Consider the following 21,724-nt stretch of genomic DNA (forward strand, 5'->3'; position numbering starts at 1 on the left):
CGCAGGAAACCGGGTCTTGCCACCCATCGGCGATCCCACCAGACTTGGGCAACCCTCGTGGCTGTGGATCGAGGATGACCGGTGGGAGTCCGATATGACCGCTCTCGGCAAGCAGCTGCTCCGACGCAAGCCGATCATCTTCCAGCAGAAGCATCATCAGGGCGAAGAGCTCACGCGCAACCTGGGCACGTTCCAGCTGATGATGTTCGGGGTGGGCGCCACGATCGGCACCGGCATCTTCTTCGTGCTGAGCGAATCGATCCCGATTGCCGGACCCGCCGTCATCCTCTCGTTCATCCTCGCCGCCGTCGCGGCCGGTCTGGCGGCGCTCTGCTACGCAGAGCTCTCGTCATCGATCCCGGTGAGCGGCTCCAGCTACTCGTTCACCTACCACTCGCTCGGCGAGGGCGCCGCGGTGCTCGTGGGAGGCTGCGTGCTCCTCGAGTACGGCGTGGCGGTCTCGGCCGTCGCCGTCGGATGGAGCGGCTACTTCAACGAGCTGCTGCACCAGCTCTTCGGGTTCCAGCTTCCGCCCGAGCTCTCGGCATCCTTCGTCCCGGGCAGCGACGGCGCCGCCACCGGCGGGATCGTGAACCTCCCCGCCATCATCCTCGTCGTGCTGTGCATGCTGCTGCTCATCCGCGGCGCCTCCGAGTCCGCGACGATCAACGCCGTCATGGTCTGCATCAAGCTGGCCGTCCTCGCGATGTTCATCGTCATCGGGTTCTCGGCCTTCACGGCCGACCACTTCTCGAACTTCTTCGCCCAGGCATCCGGGATCAGCGGCGCCGCCGGAGTCATCTTCTTCTCCTATATCGGCCTCGACGCCATCGCGACCGCCAGCGAGGAGGTCAAGAACCCGCAGAAGGCGATCCCCCGCGCGATCATCGGCGCCCTGCTCATCGTCACCGTCTTCTACGTGCTGGTAGCCATCGCCGGCCTGGCGGCGCAGCCGGTCGAATGGTTCTCCACCCCCGAGGCGGGCGAGGCCGGACTCGCGAAGATCATGGAGCTCGTGACGGGCACGCCGATCTGGGCGACGATCCTCGCCGCGGGCGCCGTCATCTCGGTCTTCTCCGTCACCCTCGTCACGCTCTACGGCCAGACGCGCATCCTGTTCTCGATCGCGCGCGACGGAATGGTCTCGAAGCGGTTCCTCAAGGTCAGCGCGAAGCACGGCACGCCGGTGTTCAACACGGTCGTCGTGTCCGTCCTCGTGGCGATCGTCGCGGGCTTCGTCCCGTCGGAGTACCTGTGGGACAGCGTCTCGTTCGGAACACTGGTCGCGTTCAGCGTCGTGGCGATCTCGCTGATCGTGCTGCGGCGCCGTCGCCCGGATCTGGAGCGCCCGTTCAAGGTTCCCCTGTATCCCGTGGTGCCGATCCTGACGGTGATCGTGTGCGTGTACGTGCTCACCAGCCTGCGCCCGATCACGTGGGTCATCTGCGTCAGCTGGCTCGCCCTCGTCTTCCTCTTCTACCTTTTCTACGGGCGGAAGCACGCGACGCTCAGCCACTACTCGACCGATGAGGAGATCGCCGAGCCCATCCACCCCGAGGACGAGCGATGACCTACGTCGTGGGCTACGGCCCGCACGAGAGCGACGGCGGCGCGATCGAACTCGCCTGCCAGCTGGCACGCGCGATCCCCGAGCGGGTAGTGGCCGTCTCGGTCGTGCCGCAGAGCTGGGGCACTCCCGCCGCGGCCGGAACCGATCGGGAGTTCCGGCAGTGGGCGGGCGGTGTCGGCGCCGAGAGCGCGGAGCGGGCCGCCGGCGACCTCGCGGCGCATCCGGAGGTGGACGGCACGGCCGTCTGGGTGCACGGCAGGTCGGTGCCGCAGACGCTCATCGAGGAGGCGGCCGCACGCGACGCGCGGATGCTCGTGGTCGGCTCGGGCAGCGATGCACGGGCCGGCGGCATCCGACTCACCTCCAAGACGGATCGGCTGATGCACTCCTCGACGGTGCCCGTCGCCATCGCACCACGCGACTACCGCTCGACGTCGGCGGTGTCGCGCGTGACGGTCGCGTTCCGCGACGACGATGCGAGCTGGTCGCTGCTGTCGCGCGTGGCCGAGATCGCCCAGCGCGCGTCGGCGCGGCTGCGCGTCGTCACCTTCCTCATGAGCCCGACACGACGTCCGGTCACCAGCGACGTCACCCATGCCGAGACGCAGGTCATCGATCTGTGGGCGGGTCAGGCCGCGCAGGCGCAGTCCGAGGCGAAGGCGACCCTCCGATCCCTGGGGTTCGACGACGATGACCTGGAGCTGCAGATCGCGGGCGGCGCCGACTGGGCCGCCGCGGTGGGATCGATCGAGTGGGATGCCGGTGACGTGCTGGTGCTCGGTTCGTCATCGTCGCACCGCCTGGCGCAGGTGTTCCTCGGCTCGAGCGCCTCGAAGATCATCCGGCACGCTCCGGTGCCGGTCATCATCGTGCCCGGGTCATCGGTCGGGTAGTCGAGGACGCCCGGGCGACCTCACTCGGTCGTCGTGTCAGGCGTGATCATCGCCAGGCTGATCAGCGACAGCAGCTCCCATGCGGTGTGGGCCGCTGCGAGCCCGGTCACACCGGCGTGGTCGTAGGCGGGCGCCATCTCGACGACATCCGCGCCGACGATGTCCAGGCCGCGCAGTCGCCGCAGCACCGCGAACAGCTCCCGAGTGCTGAGCCCGGCGACCTCGGGCGTGCCCGTCCCCGGTGCGTGGGCGGGGTCGAGCACGTCGATGTCGACCGAGATGTAGACCGGCGCGTCGCCGACCCGGCGGACGATCTGCTCCGCGATGCTGTCCGCGGTGCGCTCGGCGAACTCCTCGCTGCGGATGATCTCGAATCCCGCCCGGCGGTCGTCGTCGAGCTCGCTCGGGTCGTACACGCCCCCGCGCGTCCCGACGTGCTGGCAGTGGTCGAGGTCGAGGAGCCCCTCCTCCGCGGCACGGCGGAACGGCGACCCGTGCCAGAGCGTCGCACCGTGCAGCACGTCCCACGTGTCGAGGTGCGCATCGAAGTGGATGACCGCGAGTGGGCCGTGCTGCGCGGCGGCGGCGCGCAGCAGCGGCAGCGCGATCGTGTGATCGCCCCCGAGCGCGACGATCCTCGTGCCCGCGTCTGCGAGCGCGCGCGCCTGCTGATCGATGGCCGCGACCGCCGCTTCGATGTCGTACGGGCCCACCCCGAAGTCGCCCGCGTCGACGACCTGCGCATCGCGGAACGGGAACGATCGGTGGAACTGGTGATACGGATGCAGCTGCCGCGAGTTCTCCCGGATGTGCGCCGGTCCGAACCGCGCGCCCGGTCGGAAGCTCGTTCCGGAGTCGAACGCGATCCCGACGACCGCGATGTCGGCGTGCGCGACATCCTCCGCGCGCGGCAGGAGCGCGAAGGTCGCGATGCCCGCGTAGCGCGGCAGGTCGGAGGTCTCCCTCTGCCCGATGACGGGGTGCTCGGCATCCATGTCTCGACTCCTTCGCGTCACGGTCCCTCGGGGTCGGGACCCGCCCGTCCCGCGCGGTCGCGTCCTGGCCCTGCCAGTCCTACGACAATCGCACCAATGGCTGATCTCGCGCGGTAGGCGGAGGCTCGGAGCATGACAGCTTCCACGAAGGCCTGGGTCATCACCGGCCCCACATCCGGCATCGGTTACCGCACTGCACTCGAACTCGCCGCGCATGGCACGGTCGTGCTCGTGGGCCGCAACGCGTCCAAGCTCGACGCGGTGCGCGCCGAGATCGTATCGAAGGGCGGGCGCGCCGTCACGGTCGTAGCCGACCTCTCCGATGTCACCCGTGCGCGCGGCGCCGCCGAGCAGATCGTTTCCTCGGGCCTCACGATCGGGGGCCTGCTCAACAACGCCGGCATCTTCCCCTCCACTCCTTCCACGTCGGCGCAGGGATGGGACACCGCGTTCGCCACCAACCACCTCGGTCCGTTCGCGCTGACGACGGCGCTTCTGCCGGTCCTGCCTGATGCGGCGAACGTGCTGTTCGTCGTGTCCGCCGTGGAGGACCCGGCGCGCAGGATCGCCGTACGGGCGGGATTCCGCGGCGGCCGCTACATCTCTGCCGAGGCGAGCGCGCGCGGCGAGTGGCTCTCGCCCGGCGGCTCGAAGATGCCAGGTGCGGATGCCTACGCCACGACGAAGCAGGCACCCCTCGCGACAGCGCTGGCCTTCGCGCGCGAGTACCCGCGGCTCCGCTTCAACGCGATCGAACCGGGGGTGAACCCGGGATCCGATCTCGCGCGGGACATGGGGCCGGCATTCGTCGCGATCAGCAAGGTGGTCGCACCGCTGCTGCAGGTGATGCCGCACTACACGACGCCGAGAAGGGCCGCCAAGGTGATCTCGAAGGTGCTCACCAGCGAGACGACGGGCACAGGCGTCTACTTCGACGAGAACGGACATCCCATGGTCGGCTCGAAGCAGGTGCAGGATCCGGCGTTCCAGGATCGCGTCGTCGCAGAGACGCGTGCGCTGCTCGCCGGGTTGTGACGCACGGCGGTAGAGAGACGCGACGAACCAGCCCTCGCCAATCGATCGGGCGGTCGTTGTGCGCGGCGCCGGGCCGCGCGAGGTCGGTCTCTGAAGGCGGCCTCCCACGCTTTCGCGTGCATCCTGCCTCGGGCATGAAAGAAGCCCCGCGATTCCAGTGTTTCCAAGGGGTTCGCGGGGCTTCGACGTGGCGGTGACGGTGGGATTTGAACTCTTGCCCGACTAGGTCTCCGGGGTACCGACAGGTCTCAAACTTGCAAGAAATCAACATTCAAGAGTCACGGTAGGTCACCAGCGCGCAACTCAACCTCGCCAAACCTTTCCCGCGCTCTTCCCGCTTGGCGAGACCGCGGAGACTCAGTCTGTGGTTCCGCATGCGCAACCAGGACGCTCGCTGATCGGAAACCTAGGCTTGGTCAGGACGCCAGTTCGCGATGGGTCGGAAACCTGTCCGGCTTGCGGCCCGCGATCAGTTCAGTAGCGCAAGGCACTACAGGACCCAGCGCACATACTTCCGATGCTGGCATGTGGATGCTGGCATCGTTGTGGAAGACGCCACGTTCTCGGGCTTAGTGGCCGCATTCGCGAGTCGATCAGGCTTCGGGTGCTTCAGTCACCCGGCAACACGTCAGGCGGGCTAAGCCGCGGTGAGGCGTGGAGCGACCCGAGCGATGCGAGTGCGGAGATCGGTTGCCGCCGTATCGAACGCGGCAGGGGTCCCCGCGATCGCGGGATCGGGGACCGACCAGTGCGCGTCATCTCGACCGTGAAGTCCCTCGTGTGCGTGGTCGCACACGCTGATGAGGTAATCCCCCGGCTGGTACACCGCGGCGAGAGCTTCCGGGCGAGCGTCCGTGGGGATGGTCAATCCGATTCGTTGGGCCGCGGCGAGAGCTCCCGGGTTCACCTCTGCCCCGGGCTTCGTCCCTGCCGATGCGGTCGGGATGTCGCTATGTGATGCCCAGATCGCGGCAGCGAGCTGAGACCGGGCCGAGTTGGCAGTGCAGACGAACACGACGCGACCTGTCACAGCCACTGGTTCTGACGCGAGTGTGAGGAGCGCTTCGGGTCGAAGCCGCACGTAGTTGCGCCGCCCATCTGCCTCGGAACGGGAGCGACGCACGATCTCTCGTTGCTCAAGCACGCCCAGGTGAAAGGCGACGAGGTTGGAGGGCATTTTCAATCGGGTGGCGATTTCGCTCGGCGCGAGGTCACCGACGGCAAGCAGGTCGACGATCTCCAGGCGACGAGGGTCAGCGAGTGCGGCGAAGGCAGACGCCCGGCGTTCCAAGTCCGACATTATGCACCCCCGCGGCCCGTCGTTCCAGCCCCACCGCCCATCCCGCTCACTCAATAGAGTTTGACTGACCTTGAACAAGCGGCGGGCCCCTGTTAGGTGAGCCTAACAGGGGTTTTGGCCCCCCTAATTGGAGGACTCTCTCGTGGGAATTGGAAGTGGCATTGCTCTGTTCGTCATCGGCGCGATTCTGGCGTTCGCCGTCAACGTCGATCTCGGCGGTTTCGTGAACCTCAGCCTCATCGGGTACATCCTGATGATCGCCGGAGTCGTAGTTTTCCTGCTCAGCCTGGTGTTCGTGATGCGCCGCCGGTCGACCGTGTCCACGTCGCGTACTGCGGTCGACCCCGTGAACGGCGAACAGGTCACCACGCGCCGCACCACGGACAACGGCGAACCGCTGGTCTAACTTCCGATGACTGACCTATTGGGGGCATCGCTCCCGCACACCGGCGAATTGCTCGGCGGGCGATACCGCCTCGTTGAGCGCATCGGAGCGGGTGGCATGGGACGCGGGTACCGAGCCCGTGACGAGGTACTCGCGCGCGACGTCGCGGTGAAGCTGTTTTTCACCGACGCTTCCCACGAAGCTGACGCTGCCCGCCGAGTGTCAGAAGCCACCGTCCTCGCCTCGCTGAACCACCCCTCAATAGTCACCCTCTACGACGCCCACGTCGCGCACGGCGACCACGCTTTCCTCGTCATGGAGTTGATTCAGGGACCTACCCTGCGTCACCAGATCGACGATGCAGAGATGGCGGCGACCCAGGTCGCCGCCATCCTGCAACAACTGGCGGCAGCACTCGCCGTCGTCCACGCTGCCGGCGTAGTTCACCGCGACATCAAACCGTCCAACGTGCTGCTTCGGCCCGCTCGAGGCGGTGCCCACCCTTTCGAAGCGGTGCTCGCGGACTTCGGCGTCGCGCACCTCATCGACGCGACCCGGTTAACTTCCCCTGGCACCGTGATCGGGACTGCCGCGTATCTGGCGCCAGAGCAGGTCCGTGGCGAAGCTCCGATCCCCGCGTCGGACATCTACGCCCTCGGGCTCCTCGCGCTCGAAGCACTGACTCGACTGCACCCCTTCGGCGAAGGGTCGCTGCAGGAAACAATCCTCGCCAGGCTCGCACGACAGCCACCCATCCCCGCGGACCTCGGTGATCGGTGGGAGTCGCTGCTATCTGCCATGACGTCCATCGACCCAGTTGCACGTCCCACAGCTGACGAAGTCGCAGTGCGTGCGACGAGCCTGAACTCAGGGCTGGGACTACGTCGGGCTGCCCGCCTCAGCGCGCGAGAGAAGGCGGCCATCCCGGAAACGGCGCCGCTCACCGTCGCGACCCTCCCTCTGGTGGCCGAACCCTTCGCAGCCATCGCCACCGTAGAGGAGCCGTCCGCTAGTGACCGGCGCAACCGCGGTCGCGTGGGAGTCATTGTTGCCCTGTCCGCGGTCGCCGCTGCGGTGGCCGTGATCTTCGTTATCGGCATCGGGTCGGTATTGCCCACCGTCGCGCCGTCATCCCCCACGCCCGTTGCCGTCGAACCGTCGCCAGCGGCGAGCTCGGTCCCTCCGGAACAGCCGTCTGCTATCACCCAGCCGTCAACCACGACTGTCTCGGACCCCGCCCCTGTACCGCCCGGCAACCCGAACAAGGGCCCCGGGAACAACAACGGAAACGGGAAGGGCCGCTGAGCTCATCGACGACGAGGATCGTGCACGTACCGAACGCTGACAGCTGCGAACCTGTCTCAAATCGCGTCTGCGACGGGTCTCAGAATGACCGATTCTCAGCGATTCGTTCAGGCTGACGATCGCTCAGCGGGCGGCGTCGACAAGCAGTGAGCGCTTCGGTCGACACTCGCGAAAGCTCTCCGCGAGCCGTCAACCGCCCACAGCACGTTCGTCACGTAGCTATCGGAATGCAGCCACGAACGACACCCGCCCAGGATCTGGTGACGGCCGTGAGCCGGCGCAGCTTTGTGATCCGACTCACGGTGGTTCCAGAACGCGAGAGAGTAGTCGATCCTTACGGTCGCGCCAGGGAATACCTGATAAAATAGCAAAAGCCTCGCGCTACATCCATCGCGAGGCTTTTCCCGTTTTGGCCCCAGTTCTTTCCCGCTAACTAAATAAACGGAATCTGATCTGACTCGCCCCGGCATGTCCGGAGAGCTGGTTGCTGGTGTCAGCCGGCTCTCGTGACCGGTTCGATGCGAGCGTAGTCGAGCTGCTCGATCTCGAGCGGGGTGAGGTCGTCGATGGAGCCGTGCGTGCGGTGCGTGTAGAACCACAGCACCCAGGACGCGGTTGCCGCTTCGACCTGGTCGATGTCCCGCCAAGGGCCGTCGTGGTGGATGAGTTCGGACTTGTAGAGCCCAATCTGCGACTCCGCGAGCGAGTTGTCATACGCGTCGCCCACGGACCCGACCGAGGGGTCGATGCCTTCGCCTGCGAGCCGGTCGGTGAATGAGATCGACGTGTAGACGGCGGATTCAACTGGTCGTCGCAACACCGCCTGTTTGCAGCAAGTGTAGGTGCTCGTCGAGTGCCTCAGCCGGGGTGCGCCAGCCGAGGCGCTTGCGGGGTCGCGTGTTGAGGGCGTGGGCGACGGCGGCGAGGTCGTCGGGGGCCCAGCGTGAGAGGTCGGTGCCCTTCGGGAAGTACTGCCGGAGCAGCCCGTTGGTGTTCTCGTTCGTGCCGCGCTGCCAGGGGCTATGCGGGTCGGCGAAGTAGACCTTCAAGCCGGTATCGATCGCGAACTGCGCGTGCGCGGACATCTCCTTCCCGCGGTCCCAGGTCAGGGATCGTTTGAGCTCGGTCGGCAAGGTGCTCATCGCCTTCGCCAGCGCCCGGTTCATCGAGAGCGCCCCGTAGCCGGACAGGGCCGGCCCGTTCTTGACGATGGGTTGTTCCCGCCACCCGGCCTCGCGGGGCAGATGAACGAGCGTGGTGAAGCCGGTGGTGCGTTCGACGACGGTGCCGATCGCGGATCTGTTGATGCCGATGATGAGGTCACCCTCGTGGTGCCCGGGGATGGCCCGGTCTTCCGCCTCCGCGGGCCGTTCGCTGATCAGCACGTCGGGGGTGACGTGAGCCCACGACACTCGCTTGGACCGCGCCCGCGGCATGCGCAGTGCTCGCCCGGTGCGCAGACAGAGGATGAGCTCGCGCCTCAAGGCGCCGCGGCTCTCGATGAACAGCGCCTGGTAGATGGCCTCGTGGCTGATGCGCATGCTGTCATCATCGGGGAAGTCGAGCTTGATCCGGTTCGCGATCTGCTCCGGACTCCACCCCATAACCCAGCCGCGGTCCTTGCGGTGAGGCTTGTTCTGCCCCGTCCAGCGCGGCGGTTGCGGCCCAGGGACGATACCCCCGTCCGGGCGGCGGATCTGTCCGGAGAGCCGCTCCTGCACGTACTCGCGCAACCGAGGGTTCGTGGCCAGCTTCGCGACCTTCGGTCTTCGGGCGAACAGCTCCGCCTTCCACTGCGCGACCGAGGCGCGATAGTCCAGCTTCCCGCCCCGCGTCGCGGCGTTGCGGCGCAACTCCCTGGAGATCGTCGACGGGCTGCGACCCAGTGCCCTCGCGATCGCCCGGACCCCGGTTTCCTTCGCCTTGAGGATCGCGATCTCCTCGCGTTCAACCAACGACAGATACCGGCCCGACGGCGCCGGCCACGAATACGGTGACATACCGCCTGATTGTCGGAACCACCGCGAGCCGACAACGGGTGCCACGCCGATCGCGACGCCAGCTTCGGCCGGAAGCAGACCGGTACTGATCTTCGTCCAGAACTCGCGCTCGCGCGCACGCGGATGCCCTGGGTGCCCGGGAGAGCGCATCGGCGCTCGCCCGGTCACTTCCCTCATCCAATCTGATGGTCGTCCCACAACACCCTCCGATCAGGTGTTGCTTCCACCGGTTGAGCCCAGTGACGCTGCCCGCGTCGGTGTGGTGTGTGAGCCCGGCGAACCCGGCGACGCCTTCGCGGCGGCGGGTCCACAGCGCCATGTCGAGGCAGTCGAGCACGAGCGGGGAGAACGAACGACGCGCTGCCCTGCCCGAATGGCTGCACTTCTACAATCATCACCGAACCCACTCCGCCATCGGCGGCCCACCCATCAGCAGACTCAACAACCTGCCTGGACATCACACCTAGGCGGTTATCTCATGTCGGGGTTTGTCGTGGTCGTTGTGTTCCCGATACTGTTCGCGTTCGCCTGATCGTCGGTCGGCGCGGCGGAGCTCGGGCCTGGTGCGACTGGATCGGGTCGTTCCGTCACGTATGGCGACGATTCGGGAGCGGGGTGGCGAATCGTCTGGATGACGAGCAGCAGCACCCCGAGGAGGACGACGACGACGGATGCCCAGATGTTGGCCGGGATGCCGAAGGGCGCGTCACTCGTGGGGTCGATGCGGATCGCTTCGAATCCGCTGCGGCCGATGCCGTACCAGATGAAGTAGATCGCGAGGCTTCGTCCCCAGCCGAGGGTGAGGCGCCGTTCGAGGAGGACGATCACCGCCGCGCCGATCAGATTCCAGATCATTTCGTAGAGGAAGAGCGGGTGAAAGAGGGTGCCGGCCGGGAGGTCCTTTGGGAACATCGGTGCGGTGGAGAGGATCTGCAGGCCCCACGGCAGTGTCGTGGGGATGCCGAACAGCTCCTGGTTGAAGTAGTTTCCGAGACGGCCGATGGCCTGCGCCACCAGCATCGCGGGGGCCAGCGCGTCGGCGAACGCCCAGAATCGGAGTCCCGCGCGGCGACAACCAATGTAGGCGCCGATCGCGCCGCCGATGAGGGAACCGTAGATCGCGTTGCCGCCGTCCCAGATCGCGAACACGTTCCACAGATTCGCGCCAGGGTAGAAGTAATCGCCTATGTGGGTGAACACGTGGTAGAGCCGTGCGGCGACGATGCCGAGCGGGACGACCCACAAAACGATATCAATGACGGTCCACGGCTCGACTCCGCGGCGCCGCAACCGGCGATCGGTGATGAGGACGGCTGCGATGATTCCCGCGACGATGCACAGCGCGTACACGTGAATGGTGAGGGGTCCGATCTGGAAGCTCGCCCACGCCGGATCGGGACTGGGAATGCTGGCAGGACGAATGCTCATGGTGCGCTCCTTATACGGGAATGGGAGAACGGTACGCCGTCAGGCTGTGCATGCCGCCGCCGCTCCTCACGCGATCTGTCGGGAACCGGCATCGTCAGCGTGAAGATCGCCCCATCGCCCTGTGGGCATTCTCACCTGGCTGGAACCGCGCCATTCGACCAGTAACCCGGGCTACGCAGAGCGAGATAACTAAGACGAGTACAACGGAGGCCATGACGTCCGTTGGATAGTGCGCGCCGAGATACACCCGCGACCACGCTGTGACCACAGTGATCGCTACGGCACCGATGATGACGGCTCCGCGGAAACGCCATCCCGCCAGAATGATGACCAAGGAGAGCGCCCAGGCGGCAGCGAACGCGGTGTGTCCGCTCGGATAGCTGAACGTGGTCGGCGCGATCCCCGTGGGATTGCTCAACAGATGCGTATCCGGACGCGCGCGCCCGACGACAATCTTCGTGATAGCAGCGGCGACCCACGGGATCGTCATCAGAAGTGTCACCCTTAGCCCCGCCATCCATGACCGCGCGAAAATGGCCACCGCGACAGCGGTTGTGGCGCCGACAATGACAGCAAAGGAGGTGCCGAAGACGAGATTGATTGCGTGCGCGGCGCCGTCGAACAGCTCGTTGTGGACGCCGTTGACAGCAACCACAACCCGCATCTCTCCCGCCGTCCAGGACGGAGAGTTGGCTGCGAGGAGGCCGAAAACAACGACGGCGATGAACGTGAACAGCATGACCACGCACGCAATCGGAGTTGTTGACCATCGAAGTTTGCTCATGGGGTCATTTTGCAGCCGGGAACTATGCATCAGCGCAGAAGGAATGCCGCAGCGCCCGTCCCGAACCATTCGCCTCCTGACAGGCTGACAGACAACTGCCCTCCCCGGTCAACTCCGCGGAGCCGACGAGCGATTCGCGCTGCGGGCACCGGGTGCTCGCCCATTCAGCCCTGTGTGCCAGACGGGCGCCGAACGCATGACTCCCGAGGGCGGTACCCGAAGCGACTGCAGGCGCTACGCCGTTGGAGGATTGATCGCCTGTCAGGATGGACGGCATGCGAAATCTTCGGCGCGTCGTTCTGGTCGTCGCGTTGGTGAACCTCGCGTACTTCTTCGTGGAGTTTGCTGTCGCGCTGGGCATCGGATCGGTGTCACTTTTCGCGGACAGTGTCGACTTTCTCGAGGATGCGCTCATCAACCTGCTGATCTTCGCTGCACTCCCGTGGACGGCCAGCCGGCGCCGCACGGTCGGATCCGCCCTGGCTTTCGTGATCCTCATCCCCGCGCTCGCGACGATCTGGGCGGCAGTCGCGAAAGCCTTCGATCCCTACCCGCCCGATCCGGTGCCTTTAACGCTCACAGCGCTGGGAGCACTCGCCGTCAACTTGACAGCGGCCCTTCTGCTTGTCCCACACCGTCAGCACAGCGGCAGCCTCACGAAGGCGGCATGGCTGTCTGCCCGCAACGACGCGCTCGCCAACATTGCGATCATCGCCGTCGGACTGCTCACCTTCTGGCTCGCCACGGGGTGGCTGGACATCATCGTCGGCGTGGGGATCGGACTCCTGAACGCCGACGCGGCTCGGGCAGTCTGGCGGGCTGCGCGTCGGGAAACGGACCCCTCCGCCTGAGTGCGCCCCGCTCAGACCGACGGCGCCTTGGACTTGTCGGCCGTCGGTGTGGCCCCCAGGCTGTGGGTGCTGACCACGAATTCGTCGACGTTCGGAAGGTGGGCTCGGACGTTGCGATTCGCTTCGACGGCGATCATGTCGACTCGTTCACGTGACGCCGTAGCATCGACGGTGAGTATCGCGTCTCCCTCGAGCCGATGCCCATTCCATCGCAGCCGAATCCGATCGATCCGATCGATGCCCTCGACATGACCCAGCGCGTGCGTGACCCGGTCGACCAGTTCGGGCTCGACGCCGTCCAGCAACCGCCGACCCACACTGCGGACCGTTCCGATGAGCAGGACGAAGATCGCGAGGGAGATGATCAGTCCCACGATGGGGTCGGCGAGGGGGAATCCCAGCAGCACGCCAATCCCTCCGGCGACAACGGCGAGCGACGTGAAGCCGTCGGTGCGAGCGTGCACGCCGTCGGCGACCAGCGCCGCCGAGCCGATGCGCTGTCCCACCCGGATGCGGTAGACAGCGACGATCTCGTTGCCGAGGAACCCGATGACTCCGGCCGCGATGACCCACCCGATGTTGCCGATCGGCTGCGGGTGGATGATGCGGTCGATGGACTGCCACGCGGCGACGATCGCGGAGAGCGCGACAACGAACACGATGAACAGGCCGGCGAGGTCTTCCGCCCGGCCCAGACCGTACGTGTACCTCCGGGACGCCGCACGACGGCCCAGGATGAAGGCCACCCACAGGGGGACGGCGGTCAGCGCATCGGAGAAGTTGTGGATGGTGTCGGCCAGCAGGGCGACAGAGCCGCTGAACACGACGACCACTGCCTGCAGCACAGTCGTCGCCAGCAGGATGAGCAAGCTGATCTTGAGCGCGCGGATGCCGGAACTGTTGGCCTCCATCGCATCATCGATGGAGTCGGCGGCATCATGGGAGTGCGGCACGAACACCCCGTAGAGGAACCCCTTGAATCCGGTCGGGTGCTCGTGATCTCCGTGCGCGTGGCCGTGATCGTGGTCGCCGTGATCGTGCTCCCTGTGCGCGTGGCCCGTCGTCATTCGCTGATCCGTTCTGCGTGGTGGTGCTGGGGAGTGTCGCCGACCGAGTGCTCGGCTTGGAAGATGGCGTCGGCGACCAGTCGGGAGGCATGCTCGTTCTCCAGCCGGTAGATCACCTTCTGACCCTCCTGGCGGGTCGCGACGATCCGGGCGAGGCGGAGCTTCGCGAGATGTTGCGACACTGCGGCCGGCGACTTGTCCACCGCTTCGGCGATGCTGTTCACCGACATCTCCTCGGCGTCTTTCAGTGCCAGGATGATCCGCACCCGGGTGGCGTCTGCCAGCATCCCGAATACTTCGACGGCGAGTTCCACGTACGAGCTGTCGGGGCGGTATCCGCATAGCTGCTTATCTATGCTCATACGCAGATATTAGCGCATTCCGTCGCCGGTGACACGACCATCCGGGGTCATCCGTGGTGGTCGTCGTCAGCGTCGAGGCCGTGTTCCTCCTCGAGCAGCATTCCGACGGAGGTGGCGCAGGCGTCGCCGCGCCAGGCTTCGATGCCCTCGCGGATTGCGAAGGCGGCGATGACGAGGCCGGCGATCGCGTCGGCCCACCACCAGCCGAACAGGCTGTTGACGACCAGGCCCACCAGCACGGCCGCGGAGAGGTAGGTGCAGATGAGCGTCTGCTTGGAGTCCGCGACGGCCGTGGCCGATCCCAGCTCGCGGCCGGCGCGGCGCTCCGCGAGGGAGAGGAACGGCATGATGACGACGCTGAGCGCTGTGATGACTATGCCAGGAGTGGAGTGCTCGACGTCGACCTGGCCGACGAGTGCGAGAATGGATGTGACTGTGACGTACGCGGCGAGGCCGAAGAACGTGACCGCGATCACGCGGAGCGTGCCCTTCTCCCATCGCTCAGGATCGCGGCGGGCAAACTGCCAGGCGACTGCGGCCGCCGACAGAACCTCGATCGTTGAGTCCAGGCCGAACCCGATCAGTGCGGCAGAGGACGCCGCCGTCCCGGCGGTGAGCGCGACGGCGGCCTCGACCAGGTTGTAGGCGATGGTCGCGGTCACAATCCAGCGGATGCGGTGTTGCAGAACGTGACGGCGGTCGTTGGCCAGGCGGGCTGCAGCGGTGCTCACGCGCAGGTGCAGCTCTCTCCCGCGCAGCAGCCGGGCTCGACGTAGAGGACGACGCGCATCAGTTCATTGAGCGCCGGGGTGAGGTGAGGATCCGCGAGGCGGTACCAAACGCGGCGACCGTCGGGCACGGCCTGCACCAGCCCACAGCCGCGCAGGCACGCGAGCTGATTCGACATCACCTGACGAGACACCCCCAGCGCGTCCGCCAAATCCGACGGGTAGGCGGGAGCCTCGCGCAGGGCTAGCAGCACACTCGCGCGGGTGGGGTCGGACAGTGCGTGTCCCAGCCGAGCAAGTGCGGCCGTATGGGGCGACGTGGTAGCGGTGGGCATGACGCAACGATACACGGTACGCTGAACCGATTGACCTGTGTTGCGGATCGCGACGCGGGATCGCAGCCGGGGGAATATTGCCGCACAAGCGATCGCCCTATATACCCCGGGGGGGTATGGTATCTCGTGTCAGAACTGCCCGATCATCCGTGGAGGAGAGACCATGACCGACCGCATCGACCTCGGCCTGACCGACATCAACAGCGGTTGCGGGTGCTGTGCGTCACCCGTCGCCGTGACCGCGACTGTCGCAGCGACCGGAGCAGTGACCGAGGAGATCCTGGTGGCGGGCATGACCTGCGCGCACTGCGTGTCCCGCGTCACCGAGAAGCTGACCGGCATCGAAGGAGTGCAGAACGTCGCCGTCGATCTGCACGCCGGCGGCGCCTCCCGCGTCACCGTTTACAGCGCAACCCCTCTCAGCGCGGACGCAATGTCGGCGGCGGTGAAAGACGCCGGGTACGGCATGGCGGACACGCCCGCCTGAGCGCGCCGAACCCAATAGAGGAGGCCCGATGAGCCAGCACGATCACTCCCCGCTGTCTGACGATCATTTCGGTCACGCTGCCGCCGCCACCGTAGGGGACGTTCACGGGGCGGCCGGACATGCCGGTGATGACCGCGCCGCCGCGCGGCACGCCGATCACGGCGGGCCCGCGGGTCACGATGACCATGTGGCCCGGTTCCGGCGGCTGTTCTGGATCATGCTGGTCGTCGCCGTGCCGGTCATCGGGTTCTCGACGATGTTCTCCATGCTGATCGGCTATCCGCTTCCGGATGCTGCGTGGGTTGGGTGGGTGTCGCCGGTCCTGGGCACAGTGATGTACGTGTGGGGGGGCGCGCCGTTCCTGACGGGCGCGGTCAGCGAGCTGCGCGCCCGCACGCCGGGGATGATGTTGCTGATCGCCCTGGCGATCACCGTGGCGTTCTTCGCGTCCTGGGGTGCGAGCCTCGGGCTGCTGCACCACGACCTGGACTTCTGGTGGGAGCTGGCGCTGCTGATCGTCATCATGCTCCTGGGTCACTGGATCGAGATGCGCTCGCTCGCGCAGACGACCTCCGCCCTGGACTCCCTGGCCGCCCTCCTTCCGGACGAGGCCGAAAAGGTCGAAGGTGACACCACCGTGACGGTCGCCCCCGCCGATCTGCAGGTCGGCGACGTCGTGATGGTCCGCCCGGGCGGTCGGGTGCCGGCGGACGGTCGGATCGTGCAGGGGTCGGCGAGCATGGACGAGTCCATGATCACGGGTGAGTCCCGCGCGGTGCGCCGCGGCGATGGCGATCCGGTGATCGCCGGAACCGTCGCCACCGACTCCGGATTGCGGGTGGTGATCACGGCGGTCGGTGAGGACACCGCCCTTGCTGGCATCCAGAAGCTCGTCGCCGACGCGCAGAACTCCTCGTCTCGCGCGCAGCGGCTGGCAGACCGCGCGGCGGGCTGGTTGTTCTGGTTCGCGCTCGGCGCGGGCGTCATCACCGCCCTGGTGTGGACCCTCGTGGGCTTACCCGACATGGCTGTCGTCCGCACCATCACCGTGCTGGTGATCGCGTGCCCGCACGCCCTCGGTTTGGCGATCCCGCTGGTGGTGTCCATCGCCACGGAGCGCGCCGCCCGCGCCGGGGTTCTGGTGAAAGATCGCCTGGCGCTGGAGAGCATGCGCGCCGTGGACGCTGTCTTGTTCGACAAGACCGGCACTCTCACGAAGGGCAGTCCGGCCGTCACGGCCATCGATCCGGTCGACGGCACAAGCTCCGAGGAGCTTCTTCGCTGGGCCGCCGCTGCGGAAACCGATTCGGAGCACCCCCTGGCTCGGGGGATCGTCACCGCTGCGAAGCAGCGTCAGCTCAGCATCCCGTGCTCCAGCGACTTCCAGTCCTCGCCCGCGGTCGGCGTGCGCGCCCTGGTCGACGGGCGGACCGTGCAGGTGGGCGGTCCGTACCTGCTCAAACAGGAAGGCGCGAGCGAGCTGCCGGTCGCCGACGAATGGCGCGAAGAAGGCGCCATCATCCTGCATGTCCTGGTCGATGGGAAGGTGGCCGGTGCGCTGCGCCTGGCCGACGAGATCCGCCCCGATTCTCGCGAAGCGGTCGAGGCCCTGCAGGAGCGCGGCCTGCAGGTCGTCATGATCACCGGCGACGCGGAGGCCGTCGCTGCGTCTGTCGCCGCCGATCTGGGCATCGATCGCTACTTCGCGGGAGTTCGGCCGGAAGACAAGGCCTCGAAGGTGAAGCAGCTGCAGAGCGAAAGACGCAAGGTCGCGATGGTCGGCGACGGCGTCAACGATGCTCCCGCCCTGGCGCAGGCAGATGTCGGGATCGCTATCGGGGCCGGTACCGATGTGGCGATCGCCTCCGCCGGGGTGATTCTTGCCAGCGACGATCCCCGCTCGGTGGTGTCGGTGATCGAGCTGTCCCGCGCCAGCTACCGGAAGATGACGCAGAACCTGTGGTGGGCGGCTGGCTACAACCTCATCTCCGTACCGCTGGCCGCCGGCGTGCTCGCCCCGATCGGCTTCGTGCTTCCCATGTCGGTGGGCGCGATCCTGATGTCGCTGTCCACGATCGTGGTCGCCCTCAACGCCCAGCTGCTGCGGCGACTAGATCTCGGCCCCGCCGCGGTGATCCGTCGCTGACCGGGATGACGTAGCGTAAGAGGACGGGGAGGTTGACATGTCGTTGATCGCATCGACGGCCCAGCTGCGCGCGGGGCGCCCTTTGGCGCGCACGCTGCTGTTCCTGATCGCCCTAACCGGCGCGGTCATCGTCGGCCTGCTGGCCATGCACTCCCTGAACACCTCCACCGCCGTACAGACCAGCCACCACGCGGTCGTGACGACGGTCGAAGCGTCTGCGACTGGCGATCATCCCCTCGCCGACTCCGCGTTGACGATGGCGGAGTCGAGCGTCCACGGCGGCACGGGCCATGACGACATGATCGCCATGGCGTGTGTCCTCGCTCTTCTGGCAGCTGTCCTGCTCTTCGTGCTGCCGCGTGGTGTACGGCACCCACTCTCGCTCTTTTCGCGCTTTACGCCGCGGATGGCCATACCTCGCGGCGGTGGCCTGCGGCCTCCCTCTCTGACCGCGCTCTGCATTAGTCGTACGTGATTGCGGCGAGCCGCGGCATTCTTGCCCGGCCTTCTGCAACCAGCGTCCGGTCGACCTGACCGACGCGCCTTCACGTATCCCTTTGGAGAGAAAAATGAGAACTCGTACCGCGGCGACCGCCGCACTGATCCTGGCCACCGCTCTTGCCCTCGCCGGTTGCGCGGGCAGCAACGGTTCCGGCTCAGGAGCCATGCCGGGAATGGATCACGGCAGCTCCTCCTCTTCGGCGCCGGCGGCGGACTTCACCGACGCGGACGTGATGTTCGCGCAGATGATGATCCCGCACCACCAGCAGGCCGTCGAGATGGCTGACATGATCCTCGCCAAACCCGGCATCAACGCGGGAGTCCTCGCCTTGGCGAGCGACATCAAAGCCGCCCAGCAGCCCGAGATCGACCAGCTGCAGGGCTGGCTGACGACCTGGAACGCCGGCACGTCCATGGGTGGCATGAGCCACGGCGGCGGCATGATGAGCGATGCCGACATGAAGTCACTGCAGGCTGCGACGGGAACAGAGGCGGCACGCCTCTTTCTCACGCAGATGACCGCCCACCACGAGGGGGCGATCATCATGGCTCAGGATGAAGTCAAAAACGGCAAGAATCCGGATGCCGTCACGATGGCGCAGTCCATCGTCACGACGCAGACCGCTGAGATTGCCAAGATGAAGAGTCTGCTCACCCAGCTCTGACGCATGGCGGTGAGGGACCCCCAGCCGGGTGTTCCTCACCGCCGGGCGCCGCGTCGGGCGTGTCACACGATCCCGGATGCGCCCAGCATCGCACCGATACCGTACGTGGCGGCGAGGGCGAGAGCGCCGCCGATGACCACGCGAACCGTCGCGCGCAGTCGCGAACTTCCGCCGATGTGCGCCGAAACGGCGCCCGTGATCGCCAGGGCGACGATCACCGCGACGAAGGTCACCGGAATCCGCCATGCTGCGGGCGGGAGGAGGATCGCCAGCATCGGCAGAATCGCGCCGATCGTGAAGGCTGCAGCCGAGGCGGCAGCCGCATGCCACGGGCTGACCACGTCATTCTGATCGATGTTGAGCTCTGCGGACAGATGCGCCGCCAGAGCGTCGCGCTCGGTGAGTTCAACCGCGACTTGACGTGCCGTCGCTTCGCTCAGGCCCCGGGAGCGGTAGATGCCCGCAAGCTCTTCGAGCTCCTGTTCTGGCATCTCATGCAGCTCTTGGCGCTCCTTCGCGATGAGCGCGCGTTCGCTGTCGCTCTGGCTGCTGACCGATACGTACTCACCCAGCGCCATCGACACGGCTCCACCGACCAGCGCAGCCAGCCCTGCCGTCAGGATCGGTCCGGTGCTGCTAGTTGCGCTCGCGACACCGACGACGACCGCCGCCACCGAGACGATGCCGTCGTTGGCCCCGAGCACCCCGGCGCGCAGCCAGTTGAGGCGCTGTGCGATGCCGCCGCTGTGCGGCTCATCGGAGTGGGCTGGGGGGCCGGAGGCAGTGATCGACATGGGGACACTCAAGCACCCGTGAATTCACCCGGCAACGTTGGTGAGGCTAAGCGTGCATCACCACGCTAAGCAAGCTGGAAGAATACGGACCCATCGTTGGAGCATGACAACCTCCGGCCTCCGAATCGAGCAGGCGATGACGGCACGACGAGAAACCGCATCGCGGGCAAGGCTGCGACGTACGGGCGGCCTGGTCGAGCGTCGGCGCGTGGTGCGGGCGCGACGCCGGATGCGTGCGAGCGATCTCATGGTCGCGGCGGTCTGGGTTTCGGGTGCCCTCGCGGTGGCCCTCTGGCTCGCGTACGGAGGTCTCCTCCGGATTACCAGCATCGCAGACGCGATCACAGCAACGGGAATCGTGACAGGGCTGGTCGGAACCGACCTGATCCTCGTGATGCTCGTGCTCGCCGCGCGCATCCCTGCGATCGACCGTGTGTTCGGACAGGATCGCGCGACGATGCTGCATCGCCAGCTGGGCAAGCCCGCCCTCTACCTGATACTCGCGCACGGAGCGCTTCTCACTGTGGGCTATGCCATGACCGACGGCTCGACCCTCGTCGCTGAAACAATCGCCCTCCTCAGCGGCACCGACTTGTTGCTCGGCTATGTCGGGCTGGGCCTGCTCGTCGTGGTGGTCGGCACCTCGATCTACGCGGTACGGCGCAGGTTGTCCTATGAGGTATGGCACCTGATCCATCTCTTGAGCTACATCGCCGTGCTCGTCGCGCTGCCGCATCAGCTCAGCACCGGCGGCGTGCTCGCGGACGGCACGCTGCAGCGCATCTTCTGGATCGGCCTGTATGTGCTCGCGTTCGGTTCGATCCTCGTCTACCGCTTCCTTCTGCCCGTCGTTCGATCCGTGCGGCACGGCCTGCGGGTGGCCGCGATAGACCAGATCGCCCCGGGCGTGGTCTCGGTGCGGCTCACCGGCCGCGATCTCGACCGCCTCGAGACGGCGGGCGGGCAGTACGCGATCTGGCGGTTCTGGACGAGCGCGACGTGGTGGCATGCCCACCCGATCTCGTTCTCCGCCGTTCCGAGCGCATCCTCGGCACGGATCACCGTCCGCGATCTTGGCGCCGGCAGCGCCCGCATCGGCCGGGTACCCCTCGGCACGCGGGTGTCGATCGAAGGACCCTACGGGGTGTTCACCGACGAACATCGGGTCGCACCCAAGCTCGCCGTAGTGGCGGCCGGCATCGGCGTCACACCGATCCGATCGCTGCTGGAGCATGCACGGCTGCGTCCCGGAGAGGCGACCGTCGTTCTGCGCGGGACTGATGAACACCAGGATTACCTCTGGGGAGAGATCAGCCGGTTGCCGGGCATGCGGGGCAACGCCCTCTACACGATGGTGGGCCGCCGCCCCCTCGGCGTCGACACCTGGATGTCGGCGGAAGCGCTCTACCGCGGTGTGACGATCGACTCCGTGTTCCCGGAGCTTCGGCAGTCGGACCTCTACGTGTGCGGGCCGCAGGCCTGGGCGGAGTCGGTGGTCCGGGACGCTCGGGCCGCCGGCCTCCCCGAGACGCGGATCCATGTCGAGAGGTTCGAGTGGTGAGGGCGCGCACGCTCGCCGTGAGCCTGCTCTCCTCGGCCACGGTCCTCGTGATCGGCTGGCAGATCGGCGCGCAGACCCAGCTGTCGCACGCCGCCCCGGCGTCCGTTTCCGCGATCGGGCCGGTGCCCCCGGCACCCACCCCTCAGAGCGGTGCGACGAGCCCGCCGACACCGCCCCCTTCCAGCGGCGCAAGCAGCGGGCCGACGTCGCCATCGGCGACGGCACCGTCGACGGCGGCACCAGCCGCAGGAGTGTCGGGCACGTTCACTGGCACGCCGGCCAGCACGCAGTTCGGCAACGTGCAGGTGCAGATCGTCGTCAACGGCGGCAAGATCACCGATGTGGTCGCGCTGCAGCTCACGGATGCGGACTCCCGGTCGGTGTCGATCAGCAACCGGGCCGCGCCGATCCTCCGTCAGCAGGTGCTGGCGGCTCAGTCCGCGCGGGTGCAGGGCGTCTCGGGCGCGACCTACACCAGCGAGGGGTACCTCACCTCCCTCCAGTCGGCGCTGGACCAGGCGAAGCTCTGACC

The 21,724-nt window shown here is 67.0% G+C and carries 23 protein-coding genes and 1 pseudogene; 13 read left to right on the forward strand and 11 right to left on the reverse strand.

Going from position 1 to position 21,724, the window contains the following annotated elements; all coding sequences use genetic code 11:
- Window positions 1-94: 94 nt before the first annotated feature.
- Both ACSJDX_RS01800 and ACSJDX_RS01805 read left to right on the forward strand, forming a co-directional pair.
- Window positions 95-1,570, forward strand: coding sequence for an APC family permease (locus ACSJDX_RS01800; RefSeq protein ID WP_438353889.1), 1,476 nt, complete (start codon window positions 95-97; stop codon window positions 1,568-1,570).
- Window positions 1,567-2,463, forward strand: coding sequence for a universal stress protein (locus tag ACSJDX_RS01805; RefSeq protein ID WP_438353890.1), 897 nt, complete (start codon window positions 1,567-1,569; stop codon window positions 2,461-2,463). Before ACSJDX_RS01800 ends, ACSJDX_RS01805 begins: the two co-directional genes overlap by 4 nt.
- Before the next feature lie 20 nt (window positions 2,464-2,483).
- On the opposite strand, the gene speB is transcribed toward ACSJDX_RS01805, so the two are convergent.
- Complete coding sequence (speB, locus tag ACSJDX_RS01810) at window positions 2,484-3,458, reverse strand: agmatinase (protein ID WP_438353891.1); 975 nt, start codon at window positions 3,456-3,458, stop codon at window positions 2,484-2,486.
- Between the two features lie 132 nt (window positions 3,459-3,590).
- Here speB and ACSJDX_RS01815 point away from each other — a divergent pair, with 132 nt between their 5' ends.
- On the forward strand, window positions 3,591-4,493 hold the full coding sequence (locus ACSJDX_RS01815; RefSeq protein WP_438353892.1) for an SDR family NAD(P)-dependent oxidoreductase: 903 nt from the start codon (window positions 3,591-3,593) through the stop codon (window positions 4,491-4,493).
- Window positions 4,494-5,130: 637 nt separating this feature from the next.
- Here ACSJDX_RS01815 and ACSJDX_RS01820 read toward each other — a convergent pair.
- Entirely contained in the window at window positions 5,131-5,793 is a 663-nt protein-coding gene (locus ACSJDX_RS01820; protein ID WP_438353893.1) for an ArsR family transcriptional regulator, read from the reverse strand.
- A gap of 142 nt (window positions 5,794-5,935) precedes the next feature.
- Between ACSJDX_RS01820 and ACSJDX_RS01825 the strand changes: the two genes are divergently transcribed.
- Window positions 5,936-6,199 (forward strand): DUF6458 family protein, encoded by a 264-nt coding sequence (locus tag ACSJDX_RS01825; RefSeq protein ID WP_438353894.1) that lies wholly within the window; start codon window positions 5,936-5,938, stop codon window positions 6,197-6,199.
- Between the two features lie 96 nt (window positions 6,200-6,295).
- The gene (locus tag ACSJDX_RS01830; protein WP_438353895.1) at window positions 6,296-7,483 is read left to right on the forward strand and encodes a serine/threonine-protein kinase; all 1,188 of its coding nucleotides are present in this window, start codon (window positions 6,296-6,298) and stop codon (window positions 7,481-7,483) included.
- Between the two features lie 493 nt (window positions 7,484-7,976).
- Here ACSJDX_RS01830 and ACSJDX_RS01835 read toward each other — a convergent pair whose 3' ends face one another.
- Together ACSJDX_RS01835 and ACSJDX_RS01840 are read right to left on the reverse strand one after the other, a co-directional pair.
- Complete coding sequence (locus ACSJDX_RS01835; protein ID WP_438353896.1) at window positions 7,977-8,210, reverse strand: integrase core domain-containing protein; 234 nt, start codon at window positions 8,208-8,210, stop codon at window positions 7,977-7,979.
- Window positions 8,211-8,283: 73 nt separating this feature from the next.
- On the reverse strand, window positions 8,284-9,660 hold the full coding sequence (locus ACSJDX_RS01840; protein WP_438353897.1) for an IS30 family transposase: 1,377 nt from the start codon (window positions 9,658-9,660) through the stop codon (window positions 8,284-8,286).
- A 185-nt stretch (window positions 9,661-9,845) separates the two neighbouring features.
- Here ACSJDX_RS01840 and ACSJDX_RS01845 point away from each other — a divergent pair.
- Window positions 9,846-9,950: pseudogene (locus tag ACSJDX_RS01845) on the forward strand (IS481 family transposase); the annotation flags it as partial.
- A 4-nt stretch (window positions 9,951-9,954) separates the two neighbouring features.
- On the opposite strand, the gene lgt reads toward ACSJDX_RS01845, so the two are convergent.
- Together lgt and ACSJDX_RS01855 are read right to left on the reverse strand one after the other, a co-directional pair.
- Window positions 9,955-10,911: a prolipoprotein diacylglyceryl transferase gene (gene lgt, locus ACSJDX_RS01850; protein WP_438353898.1), complete on the reverse strand. Its 957-nt coding sequence runs from the start codon at window positions 10,909-10,911 to the stop codon at window positions 9,955-9,957.
- 94 nt (window positions 10,912-11,005) lie between these two features.
- Complete coding sequence (locus ACSJDX_RS01855) at window positions 11,006-11,695, reverse strand: phosphatase PAP2 family protein (RefSeq protein ID WP_438353899.1); 690 nt, start codon at window positions 11,693-11,695, stop codon at window positions 11,006-11,008.
- Window positions 11,696-11,961: 266 nt separating this feature from the next.
- On the opposite strand from ACSJDX_RS01855, the gene ACSJDX_RS01860 reads away from it, so the two are divergent.
- Window positions 11,962-12,546 carry a cation transporter gene (locus ACSJDX_RS01860; protein ID WP_438353900.1) on the forward strand — a complete coding sequence of 195 codons (585 nt, stop codon included), beginning with the start codon at window positions 11,962-11,964 and terminating at the stop codon, window positions 12,544-12,546.
- Window positions 12,547-12,557: 11 nt separating this feature from the next.
- Here the strand turns inward: ACSJDX_RS01860 and ACSJDX_RS01865 are convergent, their stop codons facing one another.
- The 4 genes from ACSJDX_RS01865 to ACSJDX_RS01880 are packed head-to-tail and all read right to left on the reverse strand — an operon-like array spanning window position 12,558 to window position 15,038.
- Entirely contained in the window at window positions 12,558-13,613 is a 1,056-nt protein-coding gene (locus tag ACSJDX_RS01865) for a cation diffusion facilitator family transporter (protein ID WP_438353901.1), read from the reverse strand.
- Window positions 13,610-13,975, reverse strand: a complete 366-nt coding sequence (locus tag ACSJDX_RS01870; RefSeq protein ID WP_438353902.1) for an ArsR/SmtB family transcription factor — start codon at window positions 13,973-13,975, stop codon at window positions 13,610-13,612. The genes ACSJDX_RS01865 and ACSJDX_RS01870 overlap by 4 nt, the downstream gene beginning before the upstream one ends.
- A 47-nt stretch (window positions 13,976-14,022) precedes the next feature.
- A complete protein-coding gene (locus ACSJDX_RS01875) occupies window positions 14,023-14,706 on the reverse strand; it encodes a cation transporter (RefSeq protein ID WP_438353903.1) in 684 nt (227 codons plus the stop codon).
- On the reverse strand, window positions 14,703-15,038 hold the full coding sequence (locus tag ACSJDX_RS01880; protein ID WP_438353904.1) for an ArsR/SmtB family transcription factor: 336 nt from the start codon (window positions 15,036-15,038) through the stop codon (window positions 14,703-14,705). The genes ACSJDX_RS01875 and ACSJDX_RS01880 overlap by 4 nt, the downstream gene beginning before the upstream one ends.
- Window positions 15,039-15,201: 163 nt before the next feature.
- Here ACSJDX_RS01880 and ACSJDX_RS01885 point away from each other — a divergent pair, with 163 nt between their 5' ends.
- From ACSJDX_RS01885 to ACSJDX_RS01900, 4 genes are all read left to right on the forward strand, one after another.
- Window positions 15,202-15,525, forward strand: a complete 324-nt coding sequence (locus ACSJDX_RS01885) for a heavy-metal-associated domain-containing protein (RefSeq protein WP_438353905.1) — start codon at window positions 15,202-15,204, stop codon at window positions 15,523-15,525.
- Between the two features lie 28 nt (window positions 15,526-15,553).
- Window positions 15,554-17,671 (forward strand): heavy metal translocating P-type ATPase, encoded by a 2,118-nt coding sequence (locus ACSJDX_RS01890; RefSeq protein WP_438353906.1) that lies wholly within the window; start codon window positions 15,554-15,556, stop codon window positions 17,669-17,671.
- Between the two features lie 37 nt (window positions 17,672-17,708).
- Window positions 17,709-18,146 (forward strand): DUF6153 family protein, encoded by a 438-nt coding sequence (locus tag ACSJDX_RS01895; RefSeq protein ID WP_438353907.1) that lies wholly within the window; start codon window positions 17,709-17,711, stop codon window positions 18,144-18,146.
- A gap of 94 nt (window positions 18,147-18,240) precedes the next feature.
- Window positions 18,241-18,837, forward strand: a complete 597-nt coding sequence (locus ACSJDX_RS01900; protein WP_438353908.1) for a DUF305 domain-containing protein — start codon at window positions 18,241-18,243, stop codon at window positions 18,835-18,837.
- A 62-nt stretch (window positions 18,838-18,899) separates the two neighbouring features.
- On the opposite strand, the gene ACSJDX_RS01905 is transcribed toward ACSJDX_RS01900, so the two are convergent.
- Complete coding sequence (locus tag ACSJDX_RS01905; RefSeq protein ID WP_438353909.1) at window positions 18,900-19,631, reverse strand: VIT1/CCC1 transporter family protein; 732 nt, start codon at window positions 19,629-19,631, stop codon at window positions 18,900-18,902.
- 103 nt (window positions 19,632-19,734) lie between these two features.
- Here ACSJDX_RS01905 and ACSJDX_RS01910 point away from each other — a divergent pair, with 103 nt between their 5' ends.
- Window positions 19,735-21,192, forward strand: coding sequence for a ferredoxin reductase family protein (locus ACSJDX_RS01910; protein WP_438353910.1), 1,458 nt, complete (start codon window positions 19,735-19,737; stop codon window positions 21,190-21,192).
- Complete coding sequence (locus tag ACSJDX_RS01915; protein WP_438353911.1) at window positions 21,189-21,722, forward strand: FMN-binding protein; 534 nt, start codon at window positions 21,189-21,191, stop codon at window positions 21,720-21,722. The genes ACSJDX_RS01910 and ACSJDX_RS01915 overlap by 4 nt, the downstream gene beginning before the upstream one ends.
- Window positions 21,723-21,724 lie beyond the last annotated feature (2 nt).

Origin of the sequence: Microbacterium fluminis, from assembly GCF_051549805.1 — a bacterium.
Taxonomy (GTDB): Bacteria; Actinomycetota; Actinomycetes; order Actinomycetales; family Microbacteriaceae; genus Microbacterium.